Origin of the sequence: Bradyrhizobium sp. 155 (genome assembly GCF_023101105.1) — a bacterium.
GTDB lineage: Bacteria > Pseudomonadota > Alphaproteobacteria > Rhizobiales > Xanthobacteraceae > Bradyrhizobium > Bradyrhizobium canariense_D.
In genome coordinates, this window is record NZ_CP064704.1 from 2,314,571 (window position 1) to 2,335,547 (window position 20,977).

Below are 20,977 nucleotides of genomic sequence, written 5' to 3' on the forward strand. Positions count from 1 at the left end.
ATTTCGCTCTCTAGCGGGTGATCGACAATTCGGCCGGGGCTCCGGTCAGCGTGCGTTTCGGCGAGCAGGTGATGATCATGATCGCCAGCGTCAGGAGGTAGGGGGCTGCGTTGAAGAGGTGGTAGCCGGAGGTGACGCCGACCGATTGCAGCGCCGGGCCCAGCGCCGCGGCGCCGCCAAAGGCGAGCGAAGCCCACAGACACAGCAAGGGGTCCCAGCGCGCGAAGATCACGAGCGCCACGGCCGTGATGCCCTGGCCGGAGGACAGGCCCTCGTTCCAGCTTCCGGGATAGAACAGCGACAGGAAGGAGCCGCCGATGCCGGCAAGGAAGCCGCCGACCATGGTCGCGCGCAAGCGGATCAGCAGCACGGAGTGGCCCATCGCACGCGCGGCGTCCGAACTCTCGCCGGCGGTGCGGATCAGGAGGCCCCAGCGCGTGGTCCGGAAGGCCCAGTAGAGAGTTGGGGCGAGCGCGACACCAATCAGGAACAACACGTTGACCCGTAGTGCCGCGCGCACCTGTGGAATGTCGCTCCACCAGCCGAAATCGATCGCGGGCAGCCGCGGCGCGGTGGGCTCGATCAGCGGCTTGCCGAGATAGAAAGCAAGCCCGGTGCCGAACAGCATCAAGGCGATGCCGACCGCAATATCGTTGACGCGCGGCAACGAGCAGATGCCGGCATGCAGCGCGCCCAGAAGCGCGCCGGTGATGCCAGCGGCGAGCACGCCGAGCCACGGCGATCCCGTAAGGTAGGAAATCCCGTAGGCGCTCATCGCGCCCATTACCAGCGTGCCTTCGAGGCCGAGATTGATGCGGCCGGAGCGCTCGGTGATGCATTCGCCCAGGCTCACGAACAGGAACGGGGTCGAGACTCGAATGGCGCCGCCGAGCACGGCGAGCGGGACGGTCCAGAGTCCGATCGAGCCGTCTGCCATCTCAGGACTTTCCCTTCAGAAACCCGATGCGGCCGTAGAGCGCATCGCTGGCCAGCACGAAGACGAAGATGACACCTTGCAGCACCAGCACGGATGCATCCGGCAATCCGAGGCGGCGCTGCAACAGCCCGCCGCTGGCGCTGATACCACCGAGCAGGATCGCGACGGGGACAATGGCGAGCGGATTTTGCCGCGCCAGGAAAGCGACGAGAATCCCGGTGAAGCCGTAGCCTGCGGCGAGGTTGGCATTGGTGCGCCCCTGCACGGCGGCGACCTCGACCATGCCGGCAAGGCCAGCGGCGCCGCCGGCCAGGAAGCAGATGGTCAGGATCAGCTTGCTGACATTGAGACCGACGATCTTCGCGGCGCGGATGTTGCCGCCGGCAACACGCGCGGCGAAGCCAAACACAGTGTGATAGATCAGGATATAGGCGGCGAACGCGGCGATCAGGCCGAAGACGAGACCCCAATGCACGTCGGTGCCGGGGATCGATCCGATCATGTTGCCCGCACCGATCTCGCGGGTCGACGGCTTGTTCAGGCTGCCGGGGTCGCGCATCGCGCCTTCGACGAGATGGTTGAGGACCGCGAGCGCGATATAGACGAGCAGCAGGCTCGAGATCGTTTCGTTGACGCCGCGATATTGCCGTAGCGCGCCCGAAAGCATGACCCAGAGGCCGCCGCCGATCACGCCGGCGACGACCATGGCGATCTGCACGATGAGCGGCGGCATGCCCTGAAGCACCAGTGCTGCGCTGGTTGCCGACAGCGCGCCGATCAGGAGTGCGCCTTCGCCGCCGATGATAACCATGCCGAGCTGCGCGGGCAGTGCCGTGCAGAGTGCGGTAAGGATCAGCGGCGCCGCGCGCGTCAACGTGTTCTGCCATGAGAACCAGGTGCCGAACGCGCCGTAGTACATGTAGAAATAGAGGTCGAGCGGGCTCTTGCCGAACATTGCGACGAAGATGCCGAAGACCCCGAGCGCGCCGGCCAGCGCCGCGCCCGGGATCAGGATATATTCGATCGCTCCGCCGTGACGCTGGAGGAATCCCGGATCGGCGGCCGGGGCAACGGTCCCGACCGCTTCAGCGAGATCTGCAGCTTCCGTCGTCACGAAGTCGCCCCGACCACGCCCTCCACGAGATAGTCCATCTTCTCGAGTTCGGGATCCTTCTGGCCACGATCGGTGCCGGCCGCGATCACCGTCTTGCCCTTGTTGTCGACCAGCCCTCCCTTGAAGATGGCGTAGCCGTCACCGGACAAGAACTTGGCCTTGACGTCGTCGGCGTGCTTGCGCGCCTCGGCGGAGACCGCTTCGCCATAGGGCGAGGTCTTGACGATCTCCTCCTTGAGGCCGCCGCGATAGAAGTTCGGAATGCTCTCGCCGGCGGCGATCATCTTGACGAACTTGGGGTACAACGCTTCCCAGTTCCACTCGGCTCCCGTGAGATACGCTTTTGGCGCGAGCGGCGACTGGTTGACGTGATAGCCGCACACCATGGCGCCCCGACGCGCGGCGTTCTCGACCATGGTCTTCGGACCGTCGACATGGCAGGTCAGTACGTCGACGCCCTGATCGATCAGGCTGTTGGTGGCCTCGGCTTCCTTGACTGGCATCGACCAGTCACCAGTGAAGATGACCTGCGTGGTTGTCTTGGGATTGGCAAGCCTCGCGCCGAGCGCGAATGCGTTGATGTTGCGCAGCACCTGCGGGATCGGTTTCGCGGCGACGAAGCCGAGCTTGCCGCTCTTGGAGCTATAGCCGGCGACGATGCCCGAGATGTATTGGGCTTCATCGATGTAGCCGAAATAGCTGCCGGCGTTTTTCGGGTCCTTGTCGCTCCACAGGCCGCCGCAGTGCTCGAAGTGCAGCTTCGGGAATTTGTTGGCCATCTTGACCATGTGAGGATTGTAGTAGCCGAACGAGGTCGGGAAGAGCAGGGTGGCGCCGTCGAGATTGATCATGGACTCGATCGTCTTCTCGACCGCGTCGGTCTCCGGCACCTTCTCTTCTTCCACGACTTTGAGGCCGGGAATCTTCTTCAGCGCCGCCGCGCCCTGCGCATGCGCCTGGTTGTAGCCATAGTCGTCCCGCGAGCCGACGTAGATGAATCCGATGGTGGTCTCGGCCGCGAAGGCCGGACGAATGCCCGTCGCCGCACCGACGGTGACGGCCGCGCCGCCCTGCAACAAATGACGTCGTGAGATCCTGCCAAATTCCATTGCTTGCTCCCCTTGGCGGATGCACCGCCTCATCTCGCGCTGCGCCGGTCTGGCGGAGCCCGGGATAGATTGTCGCAAGCTTCGTGCCAGAGACTACCGAGGGAGGATCTCCACTTAAGTTGTTGAGAGTATTTACTATTTTCGGTGATCTGCGCTTGAACAGGAAAGTAGCAGATGAAAATATAGGCAGTATTTTATGATTGTATGCAATGGAGTTAAGCAGTCTTAACCAGCTTGGACATGTGCATGACGAGGGTCGGGTGGTCTGCCGGCAACCGCATTCATGCTAACCACGCGCTGATCGGAACGATGTCGACAGCGTGATTTCGCTGGCACCGAACTTGAATCGATTGCCGCCAGGATCGCCGTCGCCGCGGTCCCAAGAGATGGAAAGCCCGCCGAGATGGCTGCTGGTACCGCCGTTCATAATGGTTCGCTCGGCGAAGAGATCGTGCGAAGGATCAACGAGCTCGCGGCGATCTCGGAAGAAGGCGACAAGCTCACCCGCATCTATCTGACCGGCGAGCTGCGCAAGGCCGCGGACCTCATCCTGAGCTGGATGCGCGACGCCGGCATGAGCGCGCGTCTCGACGCGATCGGCAATGTCTGCGGGCGCTACGAAGGGGAGCGGCCGGGCGCGCCCTGCCTGATGCTCGGCTCGCACTACGACACCGTGCGAGATGCCGGCAAATGGGACGGGCCGTTGGGCGTGATCACGGCGATCGCCTGCGTCGCCGATCTCAACCGCCGCGGCAAGCGCCTGCCGTTCGCGATCGAAATCGTCGGTTTTGCGGATGAGGAAGGGGTGCGCTTTGCCTCGACCCTGCTCGGCAGCCGCGCCGTGGCCGGCACTTTTGACGAAAGCGTCCTCAACACACGCGACAGCGATGGCGTCGCGATGCGCGATGCGCTGGTGCAGTTCGGGCTCGACCCCGATCATATCGGCGCGGCCGCGCGGGCCCGGCGCGAGCTGCTTGCCTATCTCGAGCTGCACATCGAGCAGGGGCCGGTGCTGGAAACGCAAAACCTCCCCGTCGGAGTTGTCACTGCGATCGCGGGCGCGACACGGCTTGCCGCGCGGCTGACCGGCATGGCGGGGCACGCGGGCACGGTGCCGATGGCGCTCCGGCGCGATGCGTTGGCGGGCGCGGCCGAATGCATCGGTGCGATCGAGCAGTTTTGCCGCACCGACGAGGGTGGGCTGGTCGGCACCGTCGGCTACATCCAGGCGAGGCCCGGCGCAACAAACGTCATTCCGGGCGAGGTGTCGTTCACCATCGATATGCGGGCGCCGACCGACATGCACCGCAAGCGCGCGGTCGCCGATGTCGTGAGGCAGATCGAGGCCATCGCAAAGCGCCGCCAATTGACACTTCAGCTCGACGTCACCCACGAGAACCGCACCGCGCCCTGCGCGCCCTGGCTCAAGGAGCAGATCGCGCAGGCGATCAAAGCGGAAGGTTTTTCCGTGTTCGAGCTGCCGAGCGGGGCGGGGCATGACGGCATGGCCATGATCGACATTGCCGACGTCGGCATGATCTTCGTTCGCTGCCGCGGCGGAATCAGCCATCACCCCGACGAGCATGTTGAGCTCGCCGATGCCGACGCCGGCGCGCGAGTGTTGCTGGGGCTGATCGAGAATTTTCGGCCGCGGCAAGGGTAAATCGGCTCCTCACGTCACCGGCTAGAGATAAGAATCAGACAGGTCTAGCGTCGTAACGGCGTCCCGCCGGACCACGAGACAACATTCGACGGCGCGTATGAACAGCGGCATCTCTTTTCCATCCCATGGCGAAAACCGATTTTACCAGGGTATGGCGGCGACCTTCGTTGCCAACGCGCTTCAGGCGGTGAACTTTCTCGGTGATCGCTTCCTGAGGAAGTCGCATCATCCGTTCACGGCCATCGAGGACCTTTACCGGCACTCGATGGACAGTGCTTTTGCGGTATCTGAGTCCTTTCTCGTTACGGGCGCGCCGCACGCTTGTGCGTACTATCCGCGCGACTTTGCCTGGTTCTATCCCGACGTCCTCGACCCCGACACCATCATGGATTCGCAGGATGCGGTTCGCCGGGCTCGTCTGCTCGAAAAGAGCGTCCGCCTGCTGCTGGAAGCGGTTCGCGCCAACGTCGTCACGACGACGATCGTCCCGGCGGCGCGCGCCCGGTATCTCGGCGTGAACTATTTCTCGCGCCCTTCGGATACGCTGCTCGGCATTCTGGCCGGCCTGCGGCAGATGATCTCTGCCGAGGAGAGAGCGTCGTCCTATCTGGCGATGTCGCAATGCGTGCATGCCGGTCGCCTGCTGCTCGCCGAATATTGCGGTGATCTGAAGCGCGCGATCCTCCAGCTCGCAAGCGAGCTCGAACCGTTCAATGATGATGGCTCTACGTATTTTCTGTGCGATGCCAGTGCTCCGCGCTCTGCGGCAACCGACACGCGCGCCGAGCGCAGGCGTTTCGTCACCAATGCCTGCGTCTACACGACCTTCGTGTGGGGCGTGCGGCTCGGGATCATCGACGAGAACGAGCTGAAGCGGCGGCTCGGACGCGACCTGGCGCAGTACAAGAGGGACCTGCTCCGCCTGTTCGGCAAGGGTGGCTATATCAGGCATTCCCTGGATGGCCCCCCAGGCTCGCCGGTGTCCTCGGTCGCGCTGGATTTCGTCAGTGTGCATCGCGGCTTCTGGGATATGAACGAGCCGGCCGAGCGCGCGCTGTTCGCAGCCACGGCGGATCTGATCATTGCGGAGCCGCGCTTTCGCATCCCCGGCACATTCCACTTCCTGGTGTCCGCGGATAATCCGCGGAACAAGATGATCCACAAGATCGCGGCTCCCGCCTACCAGGGACGTTCCTCCTGGCCGACTTTCAACGTCGAATTCGCGGATCGCATGCTGGACTATGACGAATTCTCGTGCAGCGATGCCTACCGTTCCTGCGCCCAGGGAATTCTGAAGGACATTCGCACCGCAACCGAAGTCCACGGCGGCTATCAGGAACTGATCTCGGAGCGGGGCCTGAAGTATCGCACCTGGGCCTACAAGGGCGCCGTGGCCCACTCCTGGTTTCCGCGTTTCCTCTCCGTCTGGAGGAGGGCGCATGGAACGCCGCTCCTCCAGTGGAATGACTGAACGGCGGTCGTTACCCCGCCGTCACGTCCACAAGCTCGCCACCGTCGAGGACCTTGGCCGCCTTGGCGCGATCGAGGTCGCCTTCCCAGGCGGCCACCACCACGGTCGCAACGCAATTGCCGGTCAGGTTGCCGACCGCGCGAGCCATGCCGATGAACCAGTCGACCGACAAGACCAGCACGAGGCCGATCGCAGGGATGCTGGGCACCGCGTTCAGCGTCGCCGCCAGAATCACGATCGCGGAGCCCGGTACGCCATGCGCGCCCTTCGAGGTGATCAGGGAGACGCCGAGCACCAGCAGGAGGTCGCCGAAGGACAGCGGCGTGTTGGTCGCCTGCGCGATAAAGACGACCGCAAGCGTCAGGTAGATCGAGAACGCGTCGAGGTTGAAGGAATAACCGGTCGGAATCACAAGGCCGACGACGGAATCCTTCACGCCCATCCGCTCCAGCTTCTTCATGATCTGCGGCAGCACGGCGTCGGACGAGGCGGTCGCGAGCACGATCGTCAACTCCTCGCGCAGGTAGGCGAGGAATTTGAGGATGTTGATGCCGGCAAGCGCCATGACGCCGCCGAGCACGCCCAGCACGAAGATGCCGACCGAGACGTAGAACAGCGCAACCAGTGAGACGAGCTGCTTGAGCGAGCCGACGCCGTATTTGCCGACGGTGTAGGCGACTGCGCCGAGCACGCCAAGTGGAGCAACGCGGACGATAAGCCCCATGACACGGAACAGTACGGTCGAGGCGGCATCGATCATCGATGTCACGAGCTTGCCCTTCTCGCCGCCGACCAGTGCGAGGCCTACGCCGAACAGCACGGCGAAAAACAGCACCTGGAGCACGTCGTTGCGCGACAACGCGTCGAACGAGGTGCTCGGGATCACGTTGAGGAGGAAGGAGCCGATGCCGCCGCCCTGAAGCTTGTGGGCGTTGTCGGCATAGGTATTGAGCGCCTTGGCGTCCAGCGTCGAGGGGTCGATGTTCATGCCATGGCCGGGGCCGAAAGTGTAGGCCAGGATGAGACCTACCACGAGAGCGACTGTGGTCATCACCTCGAAATAGACCAGCGCTTTGACGCCGACCCGTCCGACCTTCTTGAGGTCGCCCGCGCCGGCAATGCCGTGCACGACGACGCAGAACACGATCGGCGCCACGATCATGGAAATCAGCTTCAGGAAGGCGTCGCTCAGAATCTTGAGCGAGATGGCAAAATCCGGCGCGGCCACGCCGAGAATGATGCCGAGGATCAGCGCGGCCAGGACCTGGACGAACAGCGACGTGTAGAGCGGCTTTGGCTCGGCGGCCGGGGCCGCGGCAATGGTCGACATGGTGACTCCCCCGTTTTGACGACGTCTCGATCGTCGAAAGGAGCAACTAGCGTGCCAGATTGTCGCGGTTTTCGCTGAGGAGGAGGTCTATTCGGTCTTTTTGCGGTGCGACCGGCATCCGCATCGGCGCCGGGAAACCGTTCCAGGTGCCGTCGGTCACGTGAACAGCCGATTTTGCGGTCCAAAGTCACGTTCTGCGCGCGGGTGGCCGCGTCACGCCGCGAGATCCAGCAGCCGACACGATCCGCGTACCAGCACCTTGCGTCCATTCGGCGTCATGACCGGCACGCCGTCGCAGACGACGACAAGACCGAACTTGACGAGGCTCTCGATGAGATAGGCCTTGGAAAGCCGACCGTTCGACACCGGGTCGCGAAGCGCCTTCAGAACCTCCCATTGGTCTGGCGAAAGATCGAAGTCGATGTCGTTGCTCATGTTGCCTCAAGCCGTAGTGCCGTTCCTGCGCCTCTGTTAGAGGCGCTGCATGAAGACCGTGCGACGACAATGAGTCGGGAATTCCGTGAGGCGTTTAGAACTTCTCTTCACAAATTGCTGCACGCCATTGCGCCACAAGAGTTAAGACCGCTCGGTCACGAGGACCGTCCGAGCCTCGATCACATATTGATGATGTAGGCTTGATGTTGGTCCGCGAACTACCGCACTGCACGGGACGCGCTGCTGTCCCATTCTGCGTCGCAATATGCACAGAAAGCATGAGACGAAGGGTCGGATTCTGTTACGCTGATTCGCGGGGAATGGCTTCACATGGCAGGAGTGGAGTGCATGAACAGACTGGTCGAAATTCGCAGTCAGGAATCCCTGTGCCGGGAGCGCGCCGCGCTTGATTTCCAGCGCCGGGTTTTCTGGCTTGCGCAAGCTCAGGAATGGGAGCAACGCGCGCTTGACGAGATCGCCTATCATTTCCGGGAGTCCAATGTGGCTCAGACGGAGCTGGGGCGAAACTGACGTCGGCTGTGGGTAAGGCCTACTGATAAGTCGCCACAATATCGGACACCGCGCGCTCGAGCTGCTGCGCGGTGGCGCACTGGCGCACCACGCTGCAGAAGGTCGCATAGCGCGGCATCTCGGAATCGCCAAAGCCCCAGGCGAGACGTCCTTCGGGATTGAGCCACACCAGTCGCTTCGAGCGCTCAGAGATGCGGCGCAGGATGTCGGCGCGCGGATCGAGATTGTTGCTGCGGGCATCGCCCAGCACGATCACCGTCGTCTGCGGCGTCAGCGTGCTCATAAACTCCTTCTCGAAATCGACCAGCGACGAGCCGTAGTCGGAGGAGCCGAAGCCGACCTTGGACATGATCTCGGCCATCGCTTCTTCCGGCGATTTCGATTCCAGGATGTCGCTGACTTCGATCAGATGCGAGGAGAAGGCAAAGGAATGGACGTCGTCGACCACCTCGTGCAGCGAGTGGATCAGGAGCAGGAAGAAATCCGAGACCTGCGCCACCGAGCCCGAGACGTCGCAGAGCGCCACGATCTTCGGCCGATCGCGATGCTTGCGCTTCCAGGCCGTGAGAAAGGGGATGCCGCCCCAGGCGGCATTGCGGCGCAGCGTGCGGCGGACGTCGAGATGACCGCGCCGTTGGCGCTTGCGTGGTTTCGAATAGCGCTCGCGCAGGCGACGTGCGATCTGGCGGATGAGAGCGCGCATCTCCGCGACATGGCGCCGCTCGATGCGGGCAAGCGGCGCGTTGCGAAGAATCTCGTTGCGGAGGTTTTCAGCTTCCTCGCGGGCATAGAGCGCAAGCCCCTGCGCGACGGTGTCGCGGACGGCTTCGCGCAAGGCATCGAGCGCGGCGCGAAGCCGCTCGGCCAGTGCCGGATTGCTCGCGGTCAGCTCCTCGAGATCGTCGCGCAGCCGCTGGAGCCCCATGGCGTCAAGGATGCGGCTGGAGAAGATGCCGCGCTGGGTGGAGTAGCGGATGTCGGATAGGGAGGCCGCACCTGAGGCGCTGGCGATCGCGGCGGTGATCGCGTTGCGATCCTGCAACAGCAGCATCTGCGCGAGGGGCCCCAATTCTGCGGGAGGCGAACCGGCGCTCGCATCGCTGGCCGCGCCCGACGACGGAGATTGATCCGCGTCCTCCGAAACATAGTTGCTGTCGGCTTCAGGCTGTTCCTGTCGCGGCTCCGGCTGGCTGAAGAACAGATCGAAACAGTCTCCGAGCGCGAGCTTTTCGTCCTGCGACTTGGCGAGCGTCAGAAGGAGCGCATCGCGCAGGATGGTCCGGTCGGAGACGCCGACCTGCGCGACCGCACGCATCGCATCGATGCTTTCGGCCGGCGAGACATGGACCCCGGCGCCCCGTGCCGCACGGAAGAAACGATGAATATTCTCGCGCATCGCCGTCAACCGAAGACGTTGGATCGTGCTGCCTTGGCAATGAAGGTCGTAATCTGAGGCTGAGCCGCCTCGATGTCGGCCTCGTATTTCAGGAGCACGTTGAGCGTGTCCTTGACGATCTCGGTGTCGAGCTCCGAGGCCTGCAAGAGCACCAGCACGCGTGCCCAGTCGATGGTCTCGCTGACCGAAGGCAGCTTCTTCAGGTCGAGCGAGCGGATTTCGTGGATGAAGCCGACCATCTGCCGCCGCAGCGTCTGCGAAATGTTGGGGACGCGGCTCTCGACGATGCGCTCCTCGAGCCGCTGCTCGGGGAAGCCGATGTGCAGATGCAGGCAGCGCCGCTTCAGGGCGTCGCCGAGATCGCGCTCGCTGTTGGAGGTGAGGATCACCGTTGGCGGCGTGATCGCGGAGACGGTGCCGAGTTCGGGGATCGTGACCTGGAAATCGGAGAGAATTTCCAGCAGCAGCGATTCGAATTCCGCATCCGACTTGTCGATTTCGTCGATCAGGAGCACGCAGCCGCCCGGCTGCTCCAGCGCTTGCAGCAGCGGCCGCGGCTCGACGAACTCCTTGGAGAAGAACACGTCACCGAAATCGTGGAGTTGATTAAGTGCAGCGTGCAAAGTCTGCGCGCCGCCAAGGACTTCCCCGAGCTTGTCCTTGAGGATCTGCGTGTAGAGAAGCTGCTTGGCGTATTTCCATTCATAGAGCGCCTTGGCCTCGTCGAGGCCTTCGTAGCACTGAAGGCGGATCATCTTCAGGCCGCGCCAGGCCGCGATCGCCTTGGCAAGCTCGGTCTTGCCGACGCCCGCGGGTCCTTCGACCAGGATCGGCTTCTCGATCTGTTGCGACAAATAGACGGCGGTCGCGATCTGCCGGCTCGCGATGTAGCCTTGAGCGGCGAGACCGCTCTCCACTGCCTCGATCGCTGTCGAGGGCTTCTGTTCAGCCACCAAAAGGCGCTCCCAAAGGTCTTGATTGAGGCTTGTTCTGCCTGCGTTCACGGCAAAGAACAAGCCTCGTTTGGGAGAGGCCAGACCCGCGCGAATGAGCGTTTTTTCCGCTCAACGCAAATAGTCGGGCGGCCAACCGGCCGCGGGATCAGTGCCGCAGCAACTCCGGCTTGCGGATCGTCTGTCTGACCTCGGCGCCGCAATCGGCGCATTCATAGACGAAGTCGATCTTGGCAAGACTCCAATGCGGTTCGACCTCGCGCACATACATTGGAAGGAACCCCATGCAAGCAGGGCAAATCACAGGCGCGATCTCGATATCCTGATGATGCTGTACATAAGCTGGCATCTCGGCTCTCCTTCGCAGACGACCTCCAAACCCGCGCGAAGGCTACTGCCGGCCGGCGAAAGGCCGACATCAACTCTTTCGAACAGAGGCGGAACGGCGGAGGTTTGTCGTTCGCTGTGACATTCTTGTTACGTCTCTGTACTGTGACGGGTGGAGCAAATACCTATTTCAAAGCCCGATCCGATATTCGGACTTCGACCTCAACGATAAGGGAGCAACGCCCATGACGCATGCCATTCGCTTTCACAAGACTGGTGGTCCGGAAGTGCTGGTCTGGGAAGAAGTCAGTGTCGGCAAGCCCGGACCAGGCGAGGCACGAATCCGCCATACCGCCGTCGGTCTCAACTTCGTCGACATCTACAATCGTTCGGGCCTTTACCCGGTGCAACTGCCGAGTGGGCTTGGTAGCGAGGCTGCTGGCGTCGTCGAGGAGGTCGGGCCTGGCGTCACCGATCTGAAGCCCGGCGATCGCGTCGCCTACGGCGCCTCGCCGCTCGGGGCCTATTCCGAGGCGCGGCTGATCCCGGCCGACCGACTGCTGAAGCTGCCGGACGGTGTCGACGACAAGACCGCAGCGGCGATGATGCTGAAGGGGCTCACAACGCAATATCTGATCCGGCAGACCTATCGGGTGAAGGCCGGCGACACCATCCTGCTGCATGCGGCCGCCGGCGGCGTCGGCCTGATTCTCTCCCAGTGGGCCAAGCATCTCGGCGCAACCGTGATCGGCACCGTCAGCAACGACGAGAAGGCCAAGCTCGCCAAGGAGCATGGCTGCGACCATGTCATCATCTATAGCCGCGAGGATTTCGTGAAGCGCGTGGACGAGATCACCGGCGGCAAGAAGGTGCCGGTGGTCTATGACTCCGTCGGCAAGGACACGTTCTTGAAGTCGCTCGACTGCCTCGCGCCGCTCGGCGTCGCCGCGCTGTTCGGTGCGTCCTCCGGCGCCGTCGAGCCGCTCAATCTCGGTCTGCTGGCGCAGAAGGGCTCGCTCTACGTCACCCGGCCGACGCTGTTCACCTACGCCGCCAAGCGTGAGAGCCTGGTCGCGATGGCGGGCGAGCTGTTCGATGTCGTCAAGTCCGGCGCGGTCAAGATCGAGGTGCGCCAGACCTATCCACTGAAGGACGCCGCCAAGGCGCATGCCGATCTCGCCGCGCGCAAGACCACGGGATCGACCGTCCTCACGGTGTGATCTCCGACCGGGCTGTGGCGCAGGCTGGCAGAGCGTTTCGAGCGAACCGGATTCCGGTTCGCGTAAAGAAAACGCGTCAAAATAAGAAATCCAGGGCCCGTTCCGATTCGATCGGACCGGAAAGGCCGGCCCTGGGTCTACGTCACGTCCGCTCGTGCTTGCGCAGATCGCGGGCGTGATCGAGGCGGAGAGCCTGGAGGTCGACTTCTTCGGGCGGGATCCGGGGCAGGGCAGCCTCAGCGAGGATCGCCTCGGTCACGTCTTCGACCGAATTCTCCATGATTTCCTGGATGAACGAGATATTCCGATATTCCCCTGAGGCACCGCGGGAAATGACCTCGCGCCTGGTGATTTCAGGGTCGACCACTGCCTCGCGGCCGCGGCGCCCATAGTCGATCATCACGACGAAATACTGCATGAAACGATCCTGCCGTGCCCACGGTCGGGCACGGCAGAGTATTTCCGAAAAACGGAATCAAGTCAAGGTGAATTTCGTAAAAACGGAAATTGCAGCCTACTTGCCCCTCTTGCGCGGGCGCGCCGACTTGGCGCGCAGCCGCTCCAGCTGCCCCTTGGGCATCGACAGGCAGATCTCGCCGACCCACTCCAGTTTCACGCCGACGATCTGCTTGGCATTGAAGCTGCTGAGATTGACGACGGAGGGGGATTTGCCTCGTTCGATGGTCTTCAGATAGCGCTCGCCGGTCTTGAGCCGGACCACGGCCTCCTCGCCGTAGAAGCTCGACAGCGGATGGCGCTGGTCCTTGTAGACTACGATTACGTCGCCGCTCTCGTATTTGGGCAGCATCGAATCGCCCACGATCTCGAATGCGATGGTCTCCTCCATGATCGGAAAGGGCAGCGCGATGTCGCCAAGGCCTTCGGGGGGAACCTGCTCATAGTCCGGCTCGATCACGGCACCGGCCCCGACGCGGCCCATGATCGGCGCGAGATTGAGCTCGAGATATTCCATGATCGGAATGATTTCCGAAGCCTTCACCAGGCGTTCGCCGCCGAGGATCTCCGAGACAGCGCCGGGGCGTACGCCCATGGCAGCCGCCAGGCCGCCCTTGCTCTTGCCCGTCTTTTCCAGGCCCCGTTCGATCATTGCAGCGTCCAACATGGTGATTCCCTCGATTGTCCATCGTCCGTCTCTTGTAATCCGAAATTCGGAATTGATGCAATTATGAATATCAGAATTATCGCTTGACTTCGACTTCGGAATACCGGAATGTAGGCTCCGCCTCGCGGTCGTGCGATCGGAGGAGGCGCATCACAGGACAGCAGCATGGAACCGGCTCATTGGCCGTCGGAGCACTCCGACGCGCTTCGCGACTATTTTCTCAAGGGGTTGTCTTATGCGGAGATCGGAAGACAGATTAACGCAAGGTTCGCAACGGCTTACACGCGCAACGCGGTGGTCGGCCGCGCCAAGCGGCTCGGGCTGATCGTGCAGGTGCGGATGACGAGCCCGTCGTTCGTGCCGGTGCTGCCGTCTGGAGCCTGTCTTATCCTCCCGCACCGTCACGCGTTACTGAACCTGCCGCCGAAATCTGCGATGAAGCCTGCCGCGCAGGTCAAATTGCGCTGCGTCGGCGTCCAGCCGCGCCTGGTCCCGTTGGTCGAACTCGCTGCCGAGGACTGTCGCTATCCCTATGGCGGCGACAAGGACGGGGAGGAGATTACCTTCTGCGGCCATCCAAGTGAGCCGGGCTCGAGCTATTGCATGCCGCATGCGCGCCTGACGAGCCGCGCCGGAGCCGGATCCGCCCGCGTCGACGGCCCCGTCGTGCTGAGGCTGGTCTCTGCCGCCTGACCTCACGACCGTCCGTTCAATCGTCAATTTCGCAAGGAGTATCCGAGTGGCACGTGTCCGACGCAACAGTTCCTTTAAACTGGCGAATGTCTACGACCGACGCTCACGTGAGATACCGTTCAATGCGGAGGTGGCGGAAGTCGAGGTGGACAATCCGCTGGCGCTCGACCCCGGCGAAAAGATTATGGCCGTGCGGTCGATCCGCAGCGATCCGCTCGGCCGGCTGCATGCGCACCGTCAGATCGACGAGGCGCAGTATCGCGGCGGGCGCGCCTTCCAGGACGATTGGGAGAAGGCCGAGCGAGGCCCTCAGGCAATGGACCCGACTCGCGAATATGTCGATGGCGCGCGCATGCGCGAGCCGGTCACCGAGAGCCAACGCCAGGCGGTGCTGCGGCTGAACCGGATCGAGCGCGAACTCGGCACAGACGGCGCTGCGCTAGTGCACGACGTGTTGGTGCTGGGCCTGACCATGGACGAGATCGGCCAGCGTCGCGCCGTCCGTACGCAGCGCTGGATCGACTATTTTGCCCGACGTTTCCGTGAATGCCTGGACCGGCTGGCAGTGATCTATGGCTTTGCGACGGAAACGGGGAGACAGCGTGCAGGGCAACGAAGATGACGTCGGCGCGCCCGCGACCACGATCGTGGGCGCGCCGGTCTTGTGCTTAGGGATGCGGTAGGATCTGGTAGGTCGTGGCATAGGGCTCGACCCGCAGCGAGGCGTTGGCCAAAAGGCCGATTCTGGCGGTCGGCGCCTGCTGCAATTCGCCGTTCGGACCGCGATGCACGTTGTATTGCCAGACGGTGAGATCGCCCTTCTGTACCAGAGCATGTGCAACGGCGCTGGCATCATTGCCGCCGAGGGCCTGAAGCTCCTCCGTCGACAATCCGACGACGATTTCGTCCTTGATGGTGACGATCTTGAACAGGTTCATCCTGGTCTCCTGCGCCCACGCGCTTTGTGTCGAGAAGGTGAGAAGCGCGACTGCGGCGCCCTTGATGAGATCGCAGCGAGAAAGCATGCCGTCGTCCTTTGGTGCTGGGGCGCCCGGTTCGATCAATGCATCGGCCACGGCGCCCGTGATCTGCGTGACTGTTCGCCACCGCTTTGTCGTTTGCTCCTCGAAAACGGTTCACGGCCGGAAACAAATGCGGCCCGATGAATCCTGATGCGAAGAGGCCGAGTCCAAGTCCAAGAGCTCGAGGGGACGGATTTGGATGAAATCCAAACGCCATAGTTTGTCTCTTGGTCAGAAGGCCCGCTGTGGCTGCCGATCCATAGCGCGAGATCGACGCCTATTTCGTCGACGATACAACCGCCGACGCCAGACTCAACAATTACGTGTATACGCTGAAGAAGCCTGGTTCGCGTCCACCAACGTCCATTCAGATCCGAAACAACACGAAGCGCAGCGTCGATCGACGGCAATCGAGGCTGTATGCTGATGGATGACGCTTCTTGACGCAGGTGGGTGACGGCGGGCCCTATTCCTGTTATCCGGAATTGCCGTGGTGCGATGCAGACGAAGCATCGCTGCGCCAACCGTTGGGCTTGCCGGAGGGGTTGTTTCTTGACATAGTTACAACCTGTTCAGGTGCGCGCTTGCACATGTAGCTCGGCGTGCGAACACACCGGGCTTCCCCCCGGCCGAAGGCGCGCCGTCGCCATAGCATCCGGTTATGGCATCCGGTTATGGCATCCGGTTATGGCGTTGGGTTCTTAGTTGGGACCTCGATGTTGGATCACGAAGTCCGATGCTTGTCATAGGTGCGAGATGAAGAACCTCGATTTCGCAGCTGAGCTGCACCTCAAGCTCGGCGCGCCCGCAAGCGGCACCGTCGAAAGCCTGCGCCTGCTCCGCGCCTTTCTGAAGCTCGCGCCCCGGCAGCGTTTCGAGGTCATCAAGCTCGTCGAAGACCTCGCCACCGAAGAAACCCTCCCCGAACACCCCCTTTCCTGAGCCGGCCCGCGCGCCCGCCTTACGATTTCCTGCCAAAGCCGGCCGCCGGGCGACGTCTTCCCCGGGGCTGGACGCTGGCAGGCGATCCGGCAAGTGTGGTATTCAGTTCTGAAAACGGGAGGAGTGCGACCATGATCGAACCGAAGCTCGAAGTTCCGGCCGAACTGCGCGACCTGGCCGAGAAGACGATTGACCAGGCGGAAAAGGCATTCGGCATGTTTTTCGAAGCCGCCACCAAGTCGATGACGACCGTTCCGGGCGCGGGGGCGGACGTGTCGAAGCAGGCGCTCGCTTTCACCGAGCAGAACATGAAGTCGGCGTTCGAGCATGCTCGCAAGCTCGTCCATGCGACCGACCTTCAGGAGGCGATGCGAATCCAATCGGATTTCCTGCGCAGCCAGTTCACCAGTGCCGGAGACCACATGCGCCAGATGACCGGCAGTCTCATGCAACCGGGTAAGGACAAGTCCTGATTCTCGGTGTGTTCACGCCGCGTCCACAGATTGGACTTGTCCGGCGTGAATATCGCCACTGGTGCCGGTCCATGATGGCCGTCGAATGGACCTCATTCGCCGCCCATCATGCTTTCTGCTGAACCCTGTCGGTTCTCAGGCAGGGATTTGCATATGTCGCAGGTACCTTGAGCCATCGGCCGCTCTGCTAACGCAGCGATGCGATGTAGGCCGCGATGTCGCCGGCTTCAGTCCGGCTCAAGGGGAAATTCGGCATTTTCGGGTGCGGGTCTAGCAGGAAAAAAGCGCGTCTTTCTGAACTGAAGTCGGGCCTGCGCGCAACGGACGCGAAGGAGGGAACGTCGGCGCTCGCCTGGATCTGGCCGTTCGCCACGACATGGCGGCTGGCGGACCAGCGCTTCGCAAGCTCGGCGCCATGATCTGCATCGGCGCTAGAAAAAGATAGGCCGGCAACAAGCGCAGCCTTGAAGCAGGGCGGCCCCGGGGTGTCTAGGAGCCCGGGGCCACAACCTCAGCTTCCGGTGGGTCCAATAGTTCGGCCACGGGGTCCAAGCGGGAATCAGCGGAGCACATTTGGCGAAAAGTTTTGCATCTGCAGCCTGCTGCATTTCTATGCGGTGAACGCCCTTCGGATGATGCGGGGAGTTCGATCCCGCAACATGGGCAGTGTGATCGCAGCCCAGCGACAATTGTTGTGTCTATTCCTGGCGTGTGTGGGCGATGACGTCTATGATGCAACTGGACAGATTAGTCGACCAGAACAGCGCTGACGAACATCGTGTACGGTGCTTTTGACAAATAGAAGCCGTTCTAATTTTACCTAGGGCGCTCATTGTGCGGCGCCCGCCGGTGGGGAGGCCTAGCGGCTAAGCGCTACAATACCAGTATTCGTATTCCCCAAATTCTGCACGGCCTTGTTCATCGTAGGATCGTTGACGTAGCCGCTGGCGGGGGTAGAAGAGCCATTGTTCTCATTCCTAGCGCGATTGCCCAGCCGATTTCCCGTAGTTTGATGGTTGAGAGCGTTGCTCGCGTTAGGTCCGGGCGAACCACCCGTACCGCTCGCGGTGCCACTGCTCGACATCGAGCCGGCCGTCGTGCTGCCTGAGCCTGTTCCTCCTCCAGAAGCTCCACCTGAACCACCTCCGCCAGCTTGCGCCAGGGCCGAGGTGTTTGGTCAAAACGCGACCGCTATCCTGTTCGTTCAGGCGGCGCAAAATGATCTTCGTTCGACTGACGCTTCAACGTGGCTTGCAGCCCTTGATGGATATTTGGCCACGTTCCAGGATGCAATTAAGTCCTCACGCAAAATCGTGCAGCTCAAAATCAGCACGCACAATCCTCCTACCGAAAGTATCTTCAATGTTAATCGGGCCATCGCCGACGGGCTCTGCGCCGCTTCCCAGCGAAGGAAGGTGCGACTTCGTCCTAGATTACGCTGCCGATCCAACCGGGGGCCCTGTTCCGCTGCCGCAAACCGAGCTTTATACCCTGACGGCACGCACCCTTCGCAGGGCGGACAAAGCAATATGGAGGCAAATTACTTTCGACCTCTTTCCTCTCTTGATCCATCGTAGAATTCGTCCTGTTCGCTAGACCGGCAGGATGTAAGATTATGTCCGGGCGGCGCTGGGCGAACGGGCTCAAGTGTGCTGGTGGAACTTTATAGCCCCTTGATCTTTGCGTTAGGCGCCGAAGTGAATAGGCAGACGATGCTCCGCTGGCTTAGCTCAGATCGTCGAAAGATCAAAAGCGATCGAAAGCAGCTTGAAGGCAGGGCTCGCCGCCTGCTGCAGAGTTACCTGACGGCCAATGAGTGGCAAAAGCGCCAATACTATCAGGCAATCGCCGGCGCGGCTTCTGCATGTCAGCCTGGTATTGATGATCCGAGCTTAAGTAACGAGAAGCTTGCTGAATTAACCGCTCAGGCCGCGACAAAAGTCGTCCAAGTACGTAATCGGAAAGCAAAAGATGCGCACGATCATTCAGCTGTACTGATCACGGATGCATACGCAACGGTTGCAATCGCCTATCGACGAGCGGCTTCAGCCTACACTGCTGACAAGGAAATGGAGCAGCTGGGCACCGCCGCAGTACACCTGGTCACGATAGCGAATTCATTTATGAATGCTGAATAGGACCGACAACGACAGAAATGTGACTGCGGCTTCGGCAAACCAGCCTCGCTTCTCGCTCAGGCGTATACCTTGCGCAAACCCTTTCTCCTAAGCTGCCCGTAAGACGTTATTTGTACCGTCGTCACCAACAAGAAAAGGCGGGCGGCATGTCGATTGCATTTCGAATTTTTGTTCTCCTGTTCTGTGCTTACGCCGGTTGGGAGACCGCGAGCATCCAATTCGGCGATTTGCGAGAGCCTCAGCAGCAAGGGCGTTCTCCAACCGGATAAGCAAGGAATGAACAAAACAACCCTTCACCTGGAACGTCCGCAACCAAGCCAAGTTCGGCGTGCTGACCTCGCGCCGGCTATCGGTTATGCGATGCTCGTCGATGGTCGTTTCAAGACCGAATTTCTAGATCAGGACGCCGCGACTAACGCGGCCCTTGATTTGTTGGCCAAGTATCCGAAGCTGAAGATCGAGATCTACGATGCAGCATCGAAGTCACGAACGCCGGCGAAATAGCCGCTGCGCCGCAGCATGCGTGATAACCATGTCTTCTGTTTTAATCTACCTTTAGCTTTTTGCTAACAATCGAGGTCGTCGCCAAACGGAGGCGGCCTGTGCCTTTGATGAAGTATTTCGGATTCGTCGGCAGCGCTCTCGTCCTGTTGCTGATCGCTATCGGCTGGTGCTTGCCGCAGCAGGCGATGGGCCCCGATAACAGCGACGTAGAGCGACCGTCCATCAAGATCAGCTCAGCCGAGAGGGCGCCTGAACGGGTCATAATCGATACCAGCTTGCCGACCATTGTGGCTCCGTCGAACATCAGTCCTTCTACATCAATGACGTCGGTGCAATCTGCTCGGCCTCTGCAGAGCGCATTCTCCGAACTTGACGTCGCCCGGAAGCCGGTCACTCCGAAATCAGGCGGCGAGGTCTTGAAGTCGAAGCATGCGGCAAAAGGCGAATCCGCGAAAAAAGTCTCTCACCGTCGAGCAGCGAAACCGTTGAATATTATTCCCGCACCCGCAACGGGAGCGCAAGCTGCGGCGCCTGATACGAGAATGTCGTTACTGGAAACACTCAAGGAGCGGCTAGGGCAGACGTTTTTCAAGCTGAACTGATGACGGTGTCCAACGATAGGAGCCGACGAGCGCCAGTCACGGCGGAGGCGCACTCGGCTCGATTGGACCGACCCAATAAATAGTCTCTGAAGATGGCATCCGACGGCGGCAAATCGGCCTCCTGCGTCACCGGGGCGGCTGGAGCAGGCCCGCACAAAACGGCTTTAGTCCGAAAGTCGAATAGCGCCACGTCATCGGGCTCGCGGAAGCAGCAAAACCCCGCCCGCGTAAGCCCGCTTATTTGGAAGGGCGCCCTGTCGTAGAGCGGCTGAGATAGACGTCGCGATGGGCGATCGGCGGCCACGATAGACGGCGAGGGACGCATTACGCTTACTGCGATACTACGATTCGTGGAAAGACGGCCCGGGTCGGGCGCTTGGGTTTAGGGCGGTGGCCGCTTTAGGTCGTCGGCAAGCCGTTGCGGATTCAGCAGAATGCGCGAGGCCGGTTCTCCGTCCTGCTCACAATGGTGAGACCGTTTACGCGGGCAGCCCTGCCTAAGGCAGCCTCTGACCGCAGGAACAGTGGAGGGAAGGTAACCTCGGCCGCAGGTCTCGGCCTGAGGTCGCTTTTTGCGAGCCGCAACCGTCGACCCTGATTCACATAGTGAAATGCAGATGCGGGTCAGAATGCGGCAACGTCCACGTGCCGCGACCTTGACGCTGGCAGGTTTCTCCGACCTGCTCCCTCCCAGGCGCCGCCGGCTCTTGAAGTTGCGCCCGACGGACGGCGCCCGCCCCTCCGGACTGTGGTTGAGCCGTCCCGGACCTGGCGATGGATCTCTCCATCGCAGGCGCGCCCTGCGCAAGTATCATGGCACTGGGCCACATCCGGCCAATCCCTCGGCCGTCTTGATTGCCGCCGGCGTCTCTCCGAAATCGTACCGGCCCGCAAAGGCCGCACCGGGCTGGTGGATCTCGTCCCGCTCACGCTCGGGCATTGTCAGCTCCTCAATCGTTCTCAGTCCACGCGTGCGACATTGACGAAGCGAGCG

At 61.8% G+C, this 20,977-nt stretch carries 22 protein-coding genes and 1 pseudogene; 11 read left to right on the forward strand and 12 right to left on the reverse strand.

Annotated elements, in window-relative coordinates; translation table 11 throughout:
* Window positions 1-10 precede the first annotated feature (10 nt).
* The 3 genes from IVA93_RS11215 to IVA93_RS11225 are packed head-to-tail and all read right to left on the reverse strand — an operon-like array spanning window position 11 to window position 3,160.
* The gene (locus tag IVA93_RS11215; RefSeq protein ID WP_018456688.1) at window positions 11-937 is read right to left on the reverse strand and encodes an ABC transporter permease; all 927 of its coding nucleotides are present in this window, start codon (window positions 935-937) and stop codon (window positions 11-13) included.
* 1 nt (window position 938) lies between these two features.
* Window positions 939-2,051, reverse strand: a complete 1,113-nt coding sequence (locus IVA93_RS11220) for an ABC transporter permease (protein WP_018456687.1) — start codon at window positions 2,049-2,051, stop codon at window positions 939-941.
* A complete protein-coding gene (locus IVA93_RS11225; RefSeq protein ID WP_026233222.1) occupies window positions 2,048-3,160 on the reverse strand; it encodes a BMP family ABC transporter substrate-binding protein in 1,113 nt (370 codons plus the stop codon). The genes IVA93_RS11220 and IVA93_RS11225 overlap by 4 nt, the downstream gene beginning before the upstream one ends.
* Window positions 3,161-3,563: 403 nt before the next feature.
* Between IVA93_RS11225 and IVA93_RS11230 the strand changes: the two genes are divergently transcribed.
* Window positions 3,564-4,823 carry an allantoate amidohydrolase gene (locus IVA93_RS11230; RefSeq protein WP_085384829.1) on the forward strand — a complete coding sequence of 420 codons (1,260 nt, stop codon included), beginning with the start codon at window positions 3,564-3,566 and terminating at the stop codon, window positions 4,821-4,823.
* A 97-nt stretch (window positions 4,824-4,920) separates the two neighbouring features.
* Window positions 4,921-6,294 (forward strand): hypothetical protein, encoded by a 1,374-nt coding sequence (locus tag IVA93_RS11235; RefSeq protein WP_247789769.1) that lies wholly within the window; start codon window positions 4,921-4,923, stop codon window positions 6,292-6,294.
* A 10-nt stretch (window positions 6,295-6,304) separates the two neighbouring features.
* Here the strand turns inward: IVA93_RS11235 and IVA93_RS11240 are convergent, their stop codons facing one another.
* Together IVA93_RS11240 and IVA93_RS11245 are read right to left on the reverse strand one after the other, a co-directional pair.
* Window positions 6,305-7,624 (reverse strand): dicarboxylate/amino acid:cation symporter, encoded by a 1,320-nt coding sequence (locus tag IVA93_RS11240; RefSeq protein ID WP_018456682.1) that lies wholly within the window; start codon window positions 7,622-7,624, stop codon window positions 6,305-6,307.
* Between the two features lie 213 nt (window positions 7,625-7,837).
* The gene (locus IVA93_RS11245) at window positions 7,838-8,059 is read right to left on the reverse strand and encodes a hypothetical protein (RefSeq protein ID WP_018456680.1); all 222 of its coding nucleotides are present in this window, start codon (window positions 8,057-8,059) and stop codon (window positions 7,838-7,840) included.
* A gap of 348 nt (window positions 8,060-8,407) precedes the next feature.
* Here IVA93_RS11245 and IVA93_RS11250 point away from each other — a divergent pair, with 348 nt between their 5' ends.
* The gene (locus IVA93_RS11250; protein WP_247361327.1) at window positions 8,408-8,590 is read left to right on the forward strand and encodes a hypothetical protein; all 183 of its coding nucleotides are present in this window, start codon (window positions 8,408-8,410) and stop codon (window positions 8,588-8,590) included.
* 19 nt (window positions 8,591-8,609) lie between these two features.
* On the opposite strand, the gene IVA93_RS11255 is transcribed toward IVA93_RS11250, so the two are convergent.
* The 3 genes from IVA93_RS11255 to IVA93_RS11265 form a co-directional block, all read right to left on the reverse strand.
* Window positions 8,610-9,986: a vWA domain-containing protein gene (locus IVA93_RS11255; protein WP_247361329.1), complete on the reverse strand. Its 1,377-nt coding sequence runs from the start codon at window positions 9,984-9,986 to the stop codon at window positions 8,610-8,612.
* Between the two features lie 5 nt (window positions 9,987-9,991).
* Window positions 9,992-10,939, reverse strand: a complete 948-nt coding sequence (locus tag IVA93_RS11260) for an AAA family ATPase (RefSeq protein ID WP_007601482.1) — start codon at window positions 10,937-10,939, stop codon at window positions 9,992-9,994.
* A gap of 148 nt (window positions 10,940-11,087) precedes the next feature.
* Window positions 11,088-11,288 carry a hypothetical protein gene (locus IVA93_RS11265; protein ID WP_007612817.1) on the reverse strand — a complete coding sequence of 67 codons (201 nt, stop codon included), beginning with the start codon at window positions 11,286-11,288 and terminating at the stop codon, window positions 11,088-11,090.
* Window positions 11,289-11,511: 223 nt separating this feature from the next.
* Here IVA93_RS11265 and IVA93_RS11270 point away from each other — a divergent pair, with 223 nt between their 5' ends.
* The gene (locus IVA93_RS11270; protein ID WP_204511912.1) at window positions 11,512-12,486 is read left to right on the forward strand and encodes a quinone oxidoreductase family protein; all 975 of its coding nucleotides are present in this window, start codon (window positions 11,512-11,514) and stop codon (window positions 12,484-12,486) included.
* A gap of 142 nt (window positions 12,487-12,628) precedes the next feature.
* Here the strand turns inward: IVA93_RS11270 and IVA93_RS11275 are convergent, their stop codons facing one another.
* Together IVA93_RS11275 and IVA93_RS11280 are read right to left on the reverse strand one after the other, a co-directional pair.
* Complete coding sequence (locus tag IVA93_RS11275) at window positions 12,629-12,904, reverse strand: hypothetical protein (RefSeq protein WP_247361331.1); 276 nt, start codon at window positions 12,902-12,904, stop codon at window positions 12,629-12,631.
* A 96-nt stretch (window positions 12,905-13,000) separates the two neighbouring features.
* Complete coding sequence (locus IVA93_RS11280) at window positions 13,001-13,609, reverse strand: S24 family peptidase (protein ID WP_247297883.1); 609 nt, start codon at window positions 13,607-13,609, stop codon at window positions 13,001-13,003.
* A gap of 165 nt (window positions 13,610-13,774) precedes the next feature.
* Between IVA93_RS11280 and IVA93_RS11285 the strand changes: the two genes are divergently transcribed.
* Window positions 13,775-14,302, forward strand: coding sequence for a GcrA family cell cycle regulator (locus IVA93_RS11285; RefSeq protein WP_247789770.1), 528 nt, complete (start codon window positions 13,775-13,777; stop codon window positions 14,300-14,302).
* Between the two features lie 46 nt (window positions 14,303-14,348).
* Window positions 14,349-14,924 (forward strand): hypothetical protein, encoded by a 576-nt coding sequence (locus tag IVA93_RS11290; RefSeq protein ID WP_247361333.1) that lies wholly within the window; start codon window positions 14,349-14,351, stop codon window positions 14,922-14,924.
* 46 nt (window positions 14,925-14,970) lie between these two features.
* Here the strand turns inward: IVA93_RS11290 and IVA93_RS11295 are convergent, their stop codons facing one another.
* Entirely contained in the window at window positions 14,971-15,327 is a 357-nt protein-coding gene (locus IVA93_RS11295; protein WP_247369311.1) for a hypothetical protein, read from the reverse strand.
* 753 nt (window positions 15,328-16,080) lie between these two features.
* Between IVA93_RS11295 and IVA93_RS11300 the strand changes: the two genes are divergently transcribed.
* Together IVA93_RS11300 and IVA93_RS11305 are read left to right on the forward strand one after the other, a co-directional pair.
* A complete protein-coding gene (locus IVA93_RS11300; protein ID WP_247297873.1) occupies window positions 16,081-16,266 on the forward strand; it encodes a hypothetical protein in 186 nt (61 codons plus the stop codon).
* Window positions 16,267-16,397: 131 nt separating this feature from the next.
* Complete coding sequence (locus IVA93_RS11305; protein WP_018456669.1) at window positions 16,398-16,739, forward strand: phasin; 342 nt, start codon at window positions 16,398-16,400, stop codon at window positions 16,737-16,739.
* Window positions 16,740-16,926: 187 nt separating this feature from the next.
* Here the strand turns inward: IVA93_RS11305 and IVA93_RS11310 are convergent.
* A pseudogene (locus IVA93_RS11310) lies at window positions 16,927-17,175 on the reverse strand (cytochrome c); the annotation flags it as partial.
* Window positions 17,176-18,388: 1,213 nt separating this feature from the next.
* On the opposite strand from IVA93_RS11310, the gene IVA93_RS11315 reads away from it, so the two are divergent.
* The 3 genes from IVA93_RS11315 to IVA93_RS11325 all read left to right on the forward strand — a co-directional run bounded on the left by IVA93_RS11315 (window position 18,389) and on the right by IVA93_RS11325 (window position 19,983).
* Complete coding sequence (locus tag IVA93_RS11315; RefSeq protein ID WP_247367704.1) at window positions 18,389-18,877, forward strand: hypothetical protein; 489 nt, start codon at window positions 18,389-18,391, stop codon at window positions 18,875-18,877.
* 276 nt (window positions 18,878-19,153) lie between these two features.
* Window positions 19,154-19,381: a hypothetical protein gene (locus IVA93_RS11320; protein WP_247452800.1), complete on the forward strand. Its 228-nt coding sequence runs from the start codon at window positions 19,154-19,156 to the stop codon at window positions 19,379-19,381.
* A 98-nt stretch (window positions 19,382-19,479) separates the two neighbouring features.
* A complete protein-coding gene (locus IVA93_RS11325) occupies window positions 19,480-19,983 on the forward strand; it encodes a hypothetical protein (protein WP_247452802.1) in 504 nt (167 codons plus the stop codon).
* Window positions 19,984-20,977: the final 994 nt, after the last annotated feature.